At 59.2% G+C, this 15,078-nt stretch carries 10 protein-coding genes; 6 read left to right on the forward strand and 4 right to left on the reverse strand.

Translation table 11 applies throughout. The features are described 5' to 3' along the window. The first annotated feature begins 46 nt into the window (after positions 1-46). The 5 genes from ACA069_RS19815 to ACA069_RS19835 all read left to right on the forward strand — a co-directional run bounded on the left by ACA069_RS19815 (position 47) and on the right by ACA069_RS19835 (position 10,272). Positions 47-1,210, forward strand: a complete 1,164-nt coding sequence (locus tag ACA069_RS19815; RefSeq protein WP_401267136.1) for an EAL domain-containing protein — start codon at positions 47-49, stop codon at positions 1,208-1,210. Between the two features lie 70 nt (positions 1,211-1,280). Next, the gene (locus tag ACA069_RS19820; protein WP_187679561.1) at positions 1,281-2,609 is read left to right on the forward strand and encodes a deoxyguanosinetriphosphate triphosphohydrolase; all 1,329 of its coding nucleotides are present in this window, start codon (positions 1,281-1,283) and stop codon (positions 2,607-2,609) included. Between the two features lie 390 nt (positions 2,610-2,999). Further along, positions 3,000-3,626 carry a response regulator transcription factor gene (locus ACA069_RS19825; RefSeq protein WP_016985478.1) on the forward strand — a complete coding sequence of 209 codons (627 nt, stop codon included), beginning with the start codon at positions 3,000-3,002 and terminating at the stop codon, positions 3,624-3,626. An 8-nt stretch (positions 3,627-3,634) separates the two neighbouring features. Next, positions 3,635-7,279: a transporter substrate-binding domain-containing protein gene (locus tag ACA069_RS19830; protein WP_497615059.1), complete on the forward strand. Its 3,645-nt coding sequence runs from the start codon at positions 3,635-3,637 to the stop codon at positions 7,277-7,279. 47 nt (positions 7,280-7,326) lie between these two features. After that, positions 7,327-10,272: an HD domain-containing phosphohydrolase gene (locus ACA069_RS19835; protein ID WP_497615060.1), complete on the forward strand. Its 2,946-nt coding sequence runs from the start codon at positions 7,327-7,329 to the stop codon at positions 10,270-10,272. Here ACA069_RS19835 and ACA069_RS19840 read toward each other — a convergent pair whose 3' ends face one another. Then, entirely contained in the window at positions 10,273-10,755 is a 483-nt protein-coding gene (locus ACA069_RS19840) for a GAF domain-containing protein (RefSeq protein ID WP_187679564.1), read from the reverse strand. It lies immediately after the preceding gene. Further along, entirely contained in the window at positions 10,752-11,642 is an 891-nt protein-coding gene (locus ACA069_RS19845; protein WP_489879092.1) for an ATP-binding protein, read from the reverse strand. Before ACA069_RS19845 ends, ACA069_RS19840 begins: the two co-directional genes overlap by 4 nt. A gap of 166 nt (positions 11,643-11,808) precedes the next feature. Between ACA069_RS19845 and ACA069_RS19850 the strand changes: the two genes are divergently transcribed. Continuing rightward, entirely contained in the window at positions 11,809-14,130 is a 2,322-nt protein-coding gene (locus ACA069_RS19850) for a hybrid sensor histidine kinase/response regulator (protein WP_497615061.1), read from the forward strand. On the opposite strand, the gene ACA069_RS19855 is transcribed toward ACA069_RS19850, so the two are convergent. Beyond that, the gene (locus ACA069_RS19855; protein ID WP_401267122.1) at positions 14,114-14,575 is read right to left on the reverse strand and encodes a MarR family winged helix-turn-helix transcriptional regulator; all 462 of its coding nucleotides are present in this window, start codon (positions 14,573-14,575) and stop codon (positions 14,114-14,116) included. The two genes, ACA069_RS19850 and ACA069_RS19855, sit on opposite strands and share 17 nt — an antisense overlap. Further along, complete coding sequence (locus ACA069_RS19860) at positions 14,572-15,057, reverse strand: glutathione peroxidase (RefSeq protein WP_497615062.1); 486 nt, start codon at positions 15,055-15,057, stop codon at positions 14,572-14,574. Before ACA069_RS19860 ends, ACA069_RS19855 begins: the two co-directional genes overlap by 4 nt. Between the last annotated feature and the right edge of the window lie 21 nt (positions 15,058-15,078).

The raw sequence follows: 15,078 nt of genomic DNA on the forward strand, positions 1-15,078 counted from the left end.
CCGGTCGGCAGGTTTCAACCAGAACAAGAACGACTAAGGAGGCCCCGTGATCGACGGGCAACCGCTCGCCTGTTTTCAGCCTTTCATCGATACCGCCACTGGACGCATCGCCGGCGTCGAAGCCTTGGGCCGCCTGCGCCAGAGCGATGGACAATTGACCTCGGTCGGGCCGCTGTTCGCTGACCCGCGCACGCCGGCCATGGCCCTGCGCCGCCTCGACCGGCAGATCCGCGACAACGCCCTGAGCCGTCTGCATGAAGCCCCGGCTGACTGGTTTCTCAGTCTCAATATGTCGCCGCGCTGGATCAGTCGCCTGCGCCCCGACCAGGCCCTGCCCAGCCTCAAGCAACTGGCGCGACACAACGTTGATCCACAGCGCATTGTGTTCGAGATCACCGAACTGGGCGGCAATGGCCAACGTCTGGCCGAAGTGGTTGCGCGTTATCGCGAGGCTGGGGCACGGATTGCCATTGATGATTTTGGCGCCGGCTATTCGCAACTCGATCGAGTGCTGGCGCTGCAACCGGACATCCTCAAGCTCGACATGCGACTGTTTCAGGCCGCCGCGTTGGGCGGGCCGAGCAGTGATGTGGTCAAGGCCCTGGCGCAAATGGCCGAGAAAACCGGCTGCTGGATCATTGCCGAAGGGGTCGAAACCGAGGCGCAGCTGAATTTCGCTCTGGAATGCGGATCGCGCTACGTGCAGGGTTTCCTGTTCGCTCGGGCGCAGGAGGCGTTCTTTGCCACCGACGCCTTTGTGCAGCGCTTTGCCGAGCTGCGCCAGCGTTACGTTCAGCAGAAGCTCGCCGAGCGTGGGCGATTGATGCAGATGCGCCAGCAACTCAGTGAATTGATGGCGATCCTGCAAAAATGGGCGCAAGCCCGTGCGCCACTCAGTGCATTGCCCCACCTGGAAGCATTTCCATGGCTGCTGCGGTTTTATCAGTGCGACCGCCACGGCACGCAACTGACCCCCAATCTGGAATGGCGCCACAACGGCTGGATCGCCGACAACCGCTATCTGGGACACAACTGGTCGTGGCGTCCGTACTTCTATCATCTGTTGGCCGAAGGTTGGGACGAACGGCGTCTGACCCTCTCCAATACCTACCGAGATGCCACCAGCAATCAGTATTGCCTGACGGCCGGGCAGTTCTTCGACAATGGCGAACGCCTGCTGTTGATCGATATCGATGCTGCAGGATTATAGTTCCGCTTGCAGGCATACGGCTGAACCGGGAAGCTAGGTCAATTCAGTCACCTGACGGAGAGAATCAGCCTTGGATTGGCAAACCCTGCTCAACCGCGAACGCCTCGGAAAGCCGCTGTACAGCCCGCAAGAGCTTGGCCGCAGCCCTTTTCATAAAGACCATGACCGCATCATTTTCTCGGGAGCATTCCGTCGCTTGGGCCGTAAAACCCAAGTGCACCCGGTCACCAGTAATGATCATATCCACACACGCCTGACCCACTCGCTGGAAGTCAGCTGCGTGGGCCGTTCGCTGGGTATGCGCGTTGGCGAAACCCTGCGCAGTGCCCTTCCGGACTGGTGTGATCCTGCCGACCTGGGGATGGTTGTGCAGTCGGCCTGCCTGGCTCACGACATCGGCAATCCGCCGTTCGGCCATTCCGGTGAAGACGCCATTCGCCACTGGTTTCAGCAAGCGGCCGGGCGCGGCTGGCTGGACGGCATGAGCGAAGCCGAGCGCGGTGACTTCCTTAACTTCGAAGGCAATGCCCAGGGCTTCCGCGTGCTCACGCAGCTTGAGTACCATCAGTTCGACGGTGGCACCCGCCTGACCTACGCCACCCTCGGCACTTATCTGAAGTATCCGTGGACGGCTCGTCACGCCGACTCCCTCGGTTACAAGAAGCACAAGTTCGGCTGCTATCAGAGCGAACTGCCGCTGCTTGAGCAAATTGCCCACAAGCTCGGCCTGCCGCAACTGGAAGACCAACGCTGGGCGCGCCATCCATTGGTGTACCTGATGGAGGCCGCTGACGACATCTGCTACGCGCTGATCGACCTCGAAGACGGTCTTGAGATGGAGTTGCTGGAGTACGCCGAAGTCGAATCCCTGCTGCTCGGCCTCGTGGGCGATGATTTACCGGAAACCTATCGCCAACTCGGTCCGCAGGATTCGCGGCGGCGCAAACTGGCGATCCTGCGCGGCAAAGCCATCGAGCATTTGACCAACGCCGCCGCGCGGGCCTTTGTCGAGCAACAGGACGCACTGCTCGCCGGCACGTTGCACGGCGATCTGGTCGAGCACATGCACGGCCCGGCCAAGCGATGTGTGCTGAACGCCAAGGACATTGCGCGCAAGAAGATCTTTCAGGACAAACGCAAAACCCTGCACGAAATCGGCGCCTATACGACGCTGGAGATTCTGCTCAATTCGTTCTGCGGCGCCGCGCTGGAACAGCACAATGGGCGTACTCCGTCGTTCAAAAGCCGACGCATCCTCGATTTGCTGGGCAACAATGCGCCGGACCCACAAGGTTCATTGCACGCATCGTTTTTGCGCATGATCGATTTCATCGCTGGCATGACCGACAGCTACGCCAGCGACATGGCGCTGGAAATGACTGGGCGCTCCAGCCACTGATCCAGAGTATTCAGCCGGCCGGTACCGCCGGCAGGCTGATTACCTGTCGATCGTTTTCTACCTGCAATGTCATTTTCGACGAGTGCATTTAGCAGTTTTATGCCGGGATATAACGGCAAAACAACCAACAACAAAAAAGCGACGAATCAGCACACTTAAACAGTGATGAAATAACTATTGACATCCAGCACTTGCAAAACAAACACAGCCAACTATAAGCCGATACCATCCCTGCACTTCCTTACGTTGATCCTAGTTTGGCCGTAGTCCCTTTCCTCATTAATTGTAGGAATTATCCGATAACGCGACTGGAGCCAAGTCAGTTCATGCGAGTGTTCATTCATCTGAGCTAAGGTGCGCGCTTTATTCGTGCTTGTATGGGATTTGATTATGAACTCCGTTTTTATTGTTGACGATCACCCGGTCATCCGTCTCGCCGTTCGCATGCTGCTGGAACATGAAGGTTATAAGGTCGTCGGTGAAACCGATAACGGGGTCGATGCCATGCAGATGGTGCGCGAGTGCATGCCTGATCTGATCATTCTCGACATCAGTATCCCCAAGCTCGACGGCCTGGAAGTGCTGGCCCGCTTCAACGCCATGAGTTCACCATTGAAGACCCTGGTACTGACCGCCCAGTGCCCGACTTTATTCGGTATTCGCTGCATGCAGTCCGGCGCGTCAGGATATGTCTGTAAACAAGAAGACTTGAGCGAACTGGTCAGCGCGATAAAGGCAGTACTTTCCGGTTACAACTATTTCCCCAGCCAGGCGTTGAATCCGGTGCGCAGCGACGATATTCGTTACGCAGAACTGGAACTTTTCAAATCCGTCAATGATCGGGAGTTGATGGTATTGCAACTATTTGCTCAGGGTCGTACCAACAAGGAAATAGCCAAGGGTATGTTCCTCAGCAATAAAACCGTCAGCACCTACAAAAAACGCCTGATGCAAAAACTCAAAGCCAAATCACTTGTAGAACTTATCGAGATGGCCAAACGTAACGCACTCGTGTGAGAGCCCGCATGCCCAGTCGTTTAAAGGACTATTTAATTGCGTTGTGCGCCGGTCTGTACTTGAGCGCCAACGTGTTCGCCATGCCTGGCGCTTCGGCGGACTATGTCTTGCTCAGCCGGTCGGCAAGCGAGTCGGTCCCGGTCGCGCTCGAACAGTCCCAACGGCAGTGGCTGCATGAGCGCAGCGAACTGATACTCGGCACTTCCGCGCCCGACTACCCACCCTTTGACATGACTGTCAGCGGAAAGGATTACGAAGGTCTGACGGCTGACTACGCCGGAATCCTCAGTCAGGCCACCGGTTTGCCAATCCGGGTGCAGCGCTTCCCCTCCCGGGATGCTGCGATTCGCGCGCTGGTCGACGGCCAGGTCGACCTGCTCGGCACAGCCAACGGCTTCGAGGCGAGCAACGCCAGCCTCGCGCTTTCCACACCCTATGCCATTGATCAGCCTGTACTCGTCACCCGCGAGGACGAAACCCGCTCACTGAGCGAAGGCCTGGCGGGGCTGCGACTGAGCATGGTCTATCACTATCTGCCGTTGCCCGAGGTCAAGGCGCTGTATCCAAAAGCGCTGATTACCTGCTATCCCTCCTACCAGAATGCAATCAACGCCGTGGCATTCGATCAGGCCGATGTGTTTCTCGGCGATACCATTTCCACGCATTACATGATCAACAAGGGCTACCTCAACAACGTGCGCATGGCCAATTTCGGCAAACAGGAAGCCCAGGGGTTCAGCTTCGCCGTACGCCAAAACAATCCGCACCTGTTGGGCATCATCGACACCGTACTCAAAGCGGTGCCAAGCAGCGAACGCGACAACATCGCCAAACGCTGGAGTGCCGGCAGCGACCTGTTGCTCACCGATCAGAAAATGCAACTGACCCAGCGCGAAGAGGCGTGGCTCAAACAGCACCCTGTCGTGAGCGTGGTGGTCAATGAGGCGTTTGCGCCGCTGACCTTCTTCGACAATGATGGAAATTTTCGCGGCATCAGCGCCGATCTGCTCGAACTGATCCGATTGCGCACCGGCCTGCGTTTCGAGATCCGCCGCAGTCGCAACGACGCGGACATGATCAAGCAACTCGACAGCCATCAAGCCGATCTGATTGCAGCACTGCTGCCGACCGCCGAACGGGAAAAAGCCCTGAACTTCAGTCGCCCTTACCTGGAAAACTCCTATGTCTTGCTGACCCGCAAGAGCGCCGACGGCCCAACCAATCTGGGCCAGCTCAAAGGCAAGCCGCTGGCTATCGCCCAGGGCAACCCGATGGTCGAGTACCTGCGCCGAGAGTTTCCACTCATTCAGTTGATCGAAACGGCCGATACCTTCAGCGCCGTTTCGTTGCTTGCCGAGGGGCATGTCGACGGCGCGGTGAACTCGCTGGTGATCGCCAATTACTTCATTTCTTCGCGGATCTTTGACCATCCATTGCAGATCACCACCACCATCGGCACCGGTCAGGCCGCGTTCTCTCTGGCGACCGCCCGCGACAACAAGGAGCTGGGCTCGATCATCAACAAAGCTCTGCTAAGCATTGCCCCGGAAGAGCTGGGTGTGATCAATGGCCGGTGGCGCGGTTACTCCACCGCCTCCCAGAATATCTGGCACAACTACCAGCGTCTGTTCTATCAAATGATCACTGCCGCTTGCCTGGTTCTGCTGCTGTTGCTGGCCTGGAATGCTTATATGCGACACCAGATCAAACAACGCCAGGCGGCCGAACGTGCCCTTAACGACCAGTTCGAATTCATGCGCTCGCTGGTCAACGGTACGCCGCATCCGATCTACGTTCGCGACCGCCAGGGCCTGTTGCAAAGCTGCAATGACAGCTACCTCGAAGCCTTCAATGCCAAGCGTGAGGACGTTATCGGCAAAAGCGTCATGCAGGGCACCCTGAGCAACGCTTTCGAGGCACAGGCCTTTCAAGCCGATTATCAGCGCGTCGTCGCAGAAGGCACTCCGCTGGTGCTCGACCGGCCGCTGCACATCGGCAACCGCCGCCTGACGATCTATCACTGGATACTTCCCTATCGCGACTCCAGCGGCGATGTGAAAGGCATCATCGGTGGCTGGATCGACATCAGTGAACGCCGCCAGCTGTTCGAAGACCTTCGCGCGGCCAAGGAACAGGCGGATGAAGCCAACCGCGCCAAAAGCACGTTTCTGGCCACCATGAGCCATGAAATCCGTACCCCGATGAACGCCGTGATCGGCATGCTCGAACTGACGCTCAAACGCATGGACACACAGCATCCGGATCGTTCGTCGATCGATACGGCCTACCATTCGGCAAAGGATCTGCTGGGCCTGATCGGCGACATTCTCGACATTGCACGGATCGAGTCGGGGCGCCTGAGTCTTTGTCCTGAACGGGTCAATCTGGTCGACATGGTGGCGTCGGTTGCCAGAATCTTCGACGGCCTCGCCCGACAGAAGAATCTCGCCCTGCAAGTCATCGTCAACCCGCCGGACCTGGCGGTCGATGTCGATCTGGACCCGCTGCGCTTCAAACAAGTACTGTCCAATCTAGTCAGCAATGCCATCAAGTTCACCGAGCACGGTCACGTCAGGATTACCCTCGATCTCATGAACACGGAGATGCCTGCACGGGCACTGATGCAACTGACCGTACAGGACAGCGGCGTCGGTATCAGTGCGGAGGATCAGCAACGCTTGTTCGAACCTTTCGCGCAAGCGGAAAACAGCCATCAGCAAGCCAGAAGCGGCGCGGGTCTGGGCCTGGTCATCAGTCGCAACCTGTGCGAAATGATGGGCGGCCAGCTGCAATTGAGCAGCCAGCCCGGAATCGGCACTCAGGTCTGCGTTTCGCTGCCGCTGGAAACTCTGCCTGTCCAGGTGAGCACGACCAGAAACGAACCCGCGCTCAAGACTTCGCTAACGCCTCTGCGGGTGCTTGTGGTCGATGACCACCCGGCCAACCGCCTGTTGATGTGTCAGCAACTGGAATTCCTCGGCCATCATTTCAGCCTCGCCGAGAACGGCCGCAGCGGACTTGAACGGTGGATGGATGGCGGCTTTGATCTGGTGATTGTCGACTGCAACATGCCAGTGATGAACGGTTATGAGCTGACCCGTGCCATTCGCCAGCAGGAGCTGCAGAACCGCTGGCCGCCCTGCACCGTGCTGGGTTTCACGGCCAATGCGCAACCCGAAGAAATACAACGCTGCAAACAGGCCGGCATGGACGACTGCCTGTTCAAACCCTTGAGCCTGAGTCTCCTCAGCCAGTGGGTCGACGGCATCACTCCAGCGTCGCAACCTGCGGCATTCAACCTGCAAAGCCTTAACCTGTTGACCGGCGGCAACCCGACACAGGCCCGACGACTGCTGGTCGAGCTGCTAAAAAGCAGCCGTCTCGACCGACAGGAACTGCTCGCGCTATCGCCGCAACAAGATCGCGGGGCGTTGGCCGTAGTCGCTCACAAAATCAAGGGCGCCGCGCGCATCGCGCAGGCGACGCAGGTGATCGAATGTTGCAATGCTCTTGAACAGGCCTGCGCGCAGGCTTTGCCAACAGATGAGATCGCCCGCCTCTGCGAGGCGAGCAACAGGGCAATGCTCGACCTGGAGCAAGCCTTGCAACAACAATTGGCGTTGTCTGACCAAAGCACAATGAGCTTGCCTTAACTATGCTTGGCGCTGAGCAGTGAGTTAACCATCATGGAGAACCCGAAATGCCCAGCCCACTGCACCCGGAGCAACGCCGGTTTCCGCTGCACGTACACATCAGTGTCATGTTCACGTTTCTCCTGTTGCTCACAGGCGTGGTGCTGGGGCTGTTCAACTATCGCCAGACGACGCAGATCATCCTGTCGAGTAGCGAGAAGCTGTTCGATCGGATCGAGCAGGAAGTGCGCCTGGACATGTCTGCCACCTATCAGCCGATCCGTCACCTGCTGAGCCTGCTGGCGGACAATCCCGCTACCCGGGCTTCGGGGCTTGAACAACGATTGCCGCTGCTCAGGCCGTTCAGCCAGTCCCTCACGGACAACCCGAATCTCGCTTCGCTGTACCTGGGTTATGCCAACGGCGATTTCTTCATGGTGCGCCCACTACGCAACGCGGCCCTGAAAACACTGCTCAGCGCCCCCGAAACGGCGGCGTATCAGGTCTGGAGCATCGAGCATGACCCGCGCGGCGAAGTGCGCTCGCAGTCACTGTTCTTCGATCAGGCATTGACGCCGATCAGCCGGCAGGACAATCCCCGGGATCCCTACGATCCGCGCGACCGCGCCTGGTACATCAATGCCCGCCAGCAAACCGAACAAATCACCACAGAGCCCTACGTCTTTTTCTCAACCCGCAACGTCGGCACTACGCTGGCCCGACGCAGTGGCGAAAACGCGGTCATTGGCGCCGATCTGACGCTGGTAGCCCTGTCTGCCACCTTGCGTAAACATGTCGTCACACCGTCCACCGAAATCGCCCTGTTCGATTCCGACGGCAACGCCGTGGCCTACCCCGACAGTAGCCGACTGATCGTCAATGACAGCACCGCACACCTGGCCAAAGTGGCTGACTTGAGTCCGAGCCTCAATAGGCTGCTGTCCGCTGAGCACACCGGCAATCGTCTGAATGCCGATGGCCGGCAATGGATTGTCGCCCGCAGCAGCATTCAGGAAGGCGGTCCGAAAGGTTTGCAGCTGGCGTTGCTGGTGCCGGAAGACGAATTGCTGGCCGATGCCTATCACATGCGCTGGCAAGGTGCGCTGATCACTCTCGCCACCTTGCTGCTATGCCTGCCACTGGGCTGGCTGATCTCACGAATTCTGGTCAAGCCCTTGCACGCGCTGGTCAAGGAAGCCGATGCGATTCGCAGTTTCGACTTCAATTTTCCGCTGGCTCGACGCTCGCCGGTGCTGGAAGTCGACCAGTTGAGCGTGTCGATGGCGCGGATGAAAGACACCTTGGCGAGCTTCTTCCGGATCACCGACAGCCTGTGCGCCGAAACCCGATTCGCACCGCTGCTGCAACGGGTGCTGTTTGAAACGGTGCAGATCGCCCAGGCTCAGGCAGGGCTGATTTATCTGCGTGAACACGACGGCAGTCGCATGGAGCCTTACGGTCTGGTAATCGATGGCGCGCCACAAGCACTGGAGGCGTTCGACATTCAGGGCCACGACCTGCAAGAGCGCGCGGGCCCGGCGTGGTTTGAACAACTGGTCAGCGCCGACAACGTGGTGAGCAACTTAGGTTTCGAAAACGCCGGGGATTTGCAGAAAGTGCTGCTGGCAATGGCAGCGCCGAGGATCCATCTCATCGGTATCCGTCTGCGCAACCGCCACAACGAAACCATCGGCCTTTTGATCCTGTTGATCAACGACAGCGGCACCGCGGCCGATCTGGAAAAACTGCGCCCCGACCGTATCGCCTTCTTGCAAGCGGTGTCCGGGGCTGCGGCGGTGAGCATCGAGAGCCAGCGCCTGCAAGCCAGACAGAAGCAATTGCTCGATGCCTTCATTCAGTTGCTCGCCGGGGCCATCGACGCCAAGAGCCCGTATACCGGCGGACATTGCCAACGCGTACCGGAACTGACGCTGATGCTCGCTCAAGCCGCGGCAGCGAGTCAGGCGCCCGCCTTCAGCACTTATCAGCCCAGCGAGGACGAATGGGAAGCCTTGCACATTGCCGCGTGGCTGCACGACTGCGGCAAGGTCACGACGCCAGAATACGTGGTCGACAAAGCCACCAAACTGGAAACCATCAACGATCGCATCCACGAGATCCGAACCCGCTTCGAAGTGCTCAAGCGCGATGCCTGGATCAATTACTGGCAGGCGCTGGCCCTAGGTGGAGACGAAGCGACGCTGGCCGAAATGCGCGAGCAGACCTTGTGCGCACTGGACGCAGACTTTGCCTTTGTCGCCCGTTGCAACCTAGGCAGCGAAGCGATGGCCGAGGCAGATTTGCAACGTCTGAATGATCTGTCCCAACGCACCTGGCTGCGCACGCTGGACGACCGCCTGGGCGTGTCGTGGGAAGAAAACAAGCGTCAGGCCCGAACCCCTGCGCCAAACTTGCCGGTCAGTGAAAAGCTGCTGGCGGACAAACCCGAACATTTGCTCGATCGCGATAAAAACGAGTTGATCCCTGAAGACAATCCGTGGGGCTTCAAGCTGGATGTGCCGCGCCACAAATACAATCGCGGCGAGTTGTACAACCTGAGCATCGCCCGCGGCACACTGACCCGCGAAGAGCGCTACATCATCAATCACCACATGGTGCAGACGATCATGATGCTCAGTCACCTGCCCTTCCCCGGCCACCTCGACAGCATTGCCGAAATCGCTGGTGGGCATCATGAAAAAATGGACGGCACCGGCTACCCCAAACGCCTGAAGCGCGAAGAAATGAGCCTGCCGGCACGGATGATGGCGATCGCCGATATTTTTGAGGCGCTGACCGCTGCCGATCGCCCGTACAAGAAAGCCAAGTCATTGAGCGAGGCATTGGGAATCATGGCGACCATGTGCCGCGAGGCGCACATCGATGCGCAGTTGTTTGGATTGTTCATCAACGACGGCGTGTATATGCAGTACGCCGAGCGCTTTCTCGATCCTCGGCAGATCGATGCCGTGGACACGGCCAGCCTGTTGCACAAGGCTGGCCTTGGCGCGTGATCAGCAGTCGGTCAGACGCAGGAAAATCGCCGCCAGTTGCTCGATTCCTGCCTGGTCCTGTGCACCGAAACGGGCGAGCTTCGGGCTGTCGAGATCGAGCACGCCGATCAGGCGACCCTCTTTGACCAACGGCACCACCAGCTCACTGTTCGAGGCGCTGTCGCAGGCGATATGGCCGGGAAACGCATGCACATCTTCAACCCGCTGCGTCTGCAGGCTGGCCGCCGCCGCGCCACATACGCCGCGCCCAAACGGAATGCGTACGCAAGCGATCTGGCCCTGGAACGGGCCGAGTACCAGCTCTTCGTTGCGATTGAGGTAAAAACCGGCCCAGTTCAGGTCATCGAGCTGGTTGAACAGGAATGCCGAGAACTGCGCGGCGTTGGCGATAAAATCGCGCTCGTCCGCCAGCAGCGATTCCAGTTGTGCAGCCAACATGCCATAGCCTTCGAGGCCCTGGCCGCTTTGTTGCAAATCAATCATGGCTTGTGCTCCAGCAATTTCAGTCCCACCCAGTAACGGGCGAATTGGTATGCGCAACGTCCGTTGCGATTACCGCGGCCGGTGGCCCAACGCACGGCGAGGATGTCCAGCTCTTCGTCGCGCTGCCAGCTCAGACCAGCCTTGGCGGCCAGTTGGCCGATCCAGTGTTCGACGACGTTGAGGAAGTGTTCTTGAGTAAACGGATAAAACGACAACCAAAGACCAAAACGGTCCGACAGCGCGATCTTGTCTTCCACCGCTTCGCTGGGGTGCAGTTCGCCGTCAACGCGTTTCCAGTTTTCGTTGTCGCTTTCCTTCTCCGGCACCAGGTGGCGACGGTTGGAAGTGGCGTACAGCAAGACGTTGTCCGGCGCCTGTTCCAGCGAGCCGTCGAGCACGCTTTTGAGCACGCGGTAATCGCCCTCACCGGATTCGAACGACAAGTCATCGCAAAACAACACAAAACGTTGCGGCAGTTTGCCGATTTGCTCGACCACCCGCGGCAAGTCGGCCAGATGGTCGCGCTCGATCTCGATCAAACGCAGGCCCGCCTCGGCGTGTTCAGCGAGCAACGCCCGTACCAGCGAGGACTTTCCGGTCCCGCGCGAGCCCCAGAGCAGCGCATGGTTGGCCGGCATGCCATCAAGAAATTGCTGGGTATTGCGGCCCAGTTGTTCCAGTTGCCGGTCAACACCGATCAGGTCGGACAAACGCATATCAAGGCTGACTTCCAGCGGCAGCAAATATCCGCTGCGGCCGTCACGCTGCCAGCGCGCGGCCAGGCAAGTGCCCCAGTCGATCACCGGGCGCGGCGCCGGCAACAACGGTTCGATCCGCGCCAGAACCGACTCGGCACGTTCAAGAAAAGCATTCAATCGGGAATCCACATCTTCTCCTCGGGCACGTTCACAGTGATGATGGCGATCCAGCGACGACTCGCGGATCAAAATTCCCGCCCCGTGCCTTGTTACAAGGCGATTCGGGAACCTCGGTATCGATACATGATCGACTATGCTTGAGCAGCGAAGGGAAACGGAAGTGGTTCAACACCCCATGGATATCAAATTCACCCACCGGCTGTCGTACAAACAAGCCAGGCTTACTGTGCTGGTCGGGTTCATTCTGGGCACGCTGCTCAGCCTGCTGCAAATCGGCATCGATTATGCCAGCGAAGACGCCTCCATCAACCGTGAAATCCTGTCTTTGCTGGAAATCAGCCACAACCCGGCATCACGTATCGCCTACAACATCGATGCCGAACTGGCTCAGGAACTCACCCTGGGCCTGTTGCGTTCACCGGCAATCATTTCGGCGCAGTTGACCGACAACAACAATACCGTGCTGGCCAGCGTCAAACGCCCTGAGCTGCAAAGCAGCTATCGAATGATCAGCGACTTCCTGTTCGGTGCCAAACGCCAGTTCGAAGATCGCCTGTATCTGGACCATCTACCCAACGAATCGCTGGGTGTCTTGAGCCTGGAAGTGGATACCTATGCCTTCGGCAGCCGCTTCCTGCGCCGGGCCGAGATCACCCTGCTCAACGGGTTCGCCCGCAGCCTGATCCTGACCGGGCTCCTGTTGGCGCTGTTCTACGTGATGCTCACCAAACCGCTGGTGCGGGTGATCCGCGAACTCAGCGGGCGCGATCCGCGCAGCGCCGAAGCGACCACGCTGGAGTGTCCGGCCGGACACGCCAACGATGAAATCGGCGTGCTGGTCAAAGTCGCCAATCAGCAATTCGAGAACATCGCCACCGAGATCCAGCAGCGGCGCAACGCTGAAAACCGTCTGACCGACTACCTCGGCCAACTGGAAACCATCGTCTCGGCGCGAACCGCCGAACTCAAGGCCATCAACACGCGACTCAGCCAGTCCAATGAGGAACTCGAAGTCGCCCGCAGCACGGCACTGGAAATGGCCGAAGCCCGCTCGGCGTTCCTCGCCAACATGAGCCATGAGATCCGCACGCCGCTCAACGGCCTGCTGGGGATGATTGCGTTGTCGCTCGACGGGCCACTGAACGCCGAGCAGCAGCAACAACTGTCGATCGCCCACGACTCGGGAAAAGTGCTGGTGGAGTTGCTCAACGATATTCTCGACCTGTCGAAGTTCGATGCCGGGCAACTGGAGCTTGAACACATTCCGTTCGATCTCGGCTCATTGATCGAAGACACCGCCAACCTGCTCTCGCAAAACGCGGCGCCGAGCGTCGAGCTGACCTGCCTGATCGATCCGCATTTTCCGGCGCTGGTACTGGGGGATCCGACCCGGGTTCGACAGATCGTCAGCAACCTGCTGTCCAACGCGCTGAAATTCACTCGCTTCGGTCGGGTCGATGTGCGCTTGTCGGCCTACCAGGATGGCGTGCGTATCGAAGTCTGCGACACCGGTATCGGCATCGCACAGGAAGCCCAGGTGAGAATCTTCCAGCCGTTCACTCAGGCGGGCGCAGGTATCACCCGTCAGTACGGCGGCACAGGACTGGGGCTGGCGCTGACGTACAACCTCTGCGAAGCGATGCGGGGGCGCCTGACCATCAGTTCAGAGACCGGTTTCGGCAGTCAGTTCTGCGCCGAACTGCCACTGCCCTGCCATACGCGCGCGCTGGCTCCGGCGCCTCTGCAGGGCAAAGTCCTCGCCATCACCCCGGCCAGCAGTGGCCTGGCCGAGTTGTTAAGAAGCTTGCTGCCGGTCTGGGGGCTTGAGTATGAGCAACGCACCCTCGACGACTCACTGTTGGGCGTGACGCCGGACGTGGTGATTACCGACTGTCCGGAGTGTCTGTTCGGGCTGCGTCCTACACTCGGCGCGCCCATTCTGCTGGTAACGGCCTATGGCAGTTTTCTGCCCAGCGAAGAGGCGGCAGCCCTCGCCCCACTGCAACAGCAGGCACGACCGCTGGCGCGTAACGCGCTCTACCAGAACCTGCGACGGACCCTGCAACCGGACGTCACCACTATCAGCGACGCACAGGTGGATACGTCGCCATCCATACGACGCGGTCGGGTGCTGCTGGTCGAAGACAACCCGGTCAATCAACTGGTCGCCAAAGGCATGCTCGGCAAACTCGGCTGTGATGTCATCGTCGCCGCCCATGGCGCCGAAGCACTGGATCAACTGGAATATCACGCCTTCGATCTGGTGTTGATGGACTGCAACATGCCGGTCATGGACGGCTACGAGGCGAGCCGGCAGATCCGCCAGAGCGGTCGATGGCCGGACCTGCCAATCGTTGCCCTGACGGCCAATGCCATGTCTGAAGAACGCGAACGCTGCCGGGCCGCGGGCATGAGCGACTATCTGGCCAAGCCGTTTCGCCGAGAAGAACTGGCGGCGCTGCTGGATCAGTGGATCCGGACTACGACAGCGCCTTGATCTGCCCCAGTAACTGATCGAGACCGTCGCGCAATGCGTTGAGTCGGTCCAGATCGACCCCGCTGTCGCACAGCAGGCGGGCCTTGAGTGGCCCGACCTGCTCGCGCAGCAATTGCCCTTCTGGCGTCAGACTCAAATGCACTTCACGTTCATCGCGCACCGAGCGCTGACGCTGAACCAGTTGCAAATGCTCCAGACGCTTGAGCAATGGCGTCAGCGTTCCGGAATCCAGCGTCAGACGCTCACCCAAAGCCTTGACGGTCGGTTGCTCCGGCCCGCACTCCTGCCATTCCCACAACACCAGCATCGCCAGATACTGCGGATACGTCAGGCCAAGCTGATCAAGCATCGGCTTATAGCCGCGAATCACCGCCCGGGACGCGGCATACAACTTGAAGCACAACTGACTGTCGAGCTTCAGCGAATCAACGGGCAGGTTGTTCATTTGAGCAGGGCTTCGATCTCGCGACTCAGATCCTGCGGCTTGGTGGCCGGGGCGAAGCGCTTGACCAACTGGCCGTCCTTGCCGATCAGAAATTTGGTGAAGTTCCACTTGATGCCTTGCGAGCCCAGTACGCCGGGAGCGCGCTTCTTCAATTGCACAAACAGCGGATGGGCTCCGGCGCCATTGACTTCGATCTTCTTGAACAGCGGGAAGCTGACACCAAAATTCAATTCGCAGAACTCGCTGATTGCGCCCTCGTTGCCCGGCTCCTGCTTGCCGAACTGGTTGCACGGAAAGCCCAGCACCACCAGGCCTTGATCCTTGTAGGTCTGCCACAGCGCTTCCAGACCTTTGTATTGCGGAGTGAAACCGCACTTGCTCGCGGTATTGACCACCAGCACGGCTTTGCCGGCGAAATCGGCCAGGGTCTTTTGCTCCCCCTTGATGGTGGTGCACGGGATACTCAGCAGGTTGTCGCTCATGAGACGGGCTCCTCAGATCAT

This window comes from Pseudomonas sp. LBUM1652, from assembly GCF_059716105.1.

Bases quoted from the DNA above. Each gene is read 5' to 3' on its own strand.
- ACA069_RS19825 (WP_016985478.1), top strand. From the start codon at position 3,000: ATGAACTCCGTTTTTATTGTTGACGATCACCCGGTCATCCGTCTCGCC.
- ACA069_RS19830 (WP_497615059.1), top strand. From the start codon at position 3,635: ATGCCCAGTCGTTTAAAGGACTATTTAATTGCGTTGTGCGCCGGTCTG.
- ACA069_RS19835 (WP_497615060.1), top strand. From the start codon at position 7,327: ATGCCCAGCCCACTGCACCCGGAGCAACGCCGGTTTCCGCTGCACGTA.
- ACA069_RS19840 (WP_187679564.1), bottom strand. From the start codon at position 10,755: ATGATTGATTTGCAACAAAGCGGCCAGGGCCTCGAAGGCTATGGCATG.
- ACA069_RS19850 (WP_497615061.1), top strand. From the start codon at position 11,809: ATGGATATCAAATTCACCCACCGGCTGTCGTACAAACAAGCCAGGCTT.
- ACA069_RS19855 (WP_401267122.1), bottom strand. From the start codon at position 14,575: ATGAACAACCTGCCCGTTGATTCGCTGAAGCTCGACAGTCAGTTGTGC.
- ACA069_RS19860 (WP_497615062.1), bottom strand. From the start codon at position 15,057: ATGAGCGACAACCTGCTGAGTATCCCGTGCACCACCATCAAGGGGGAG.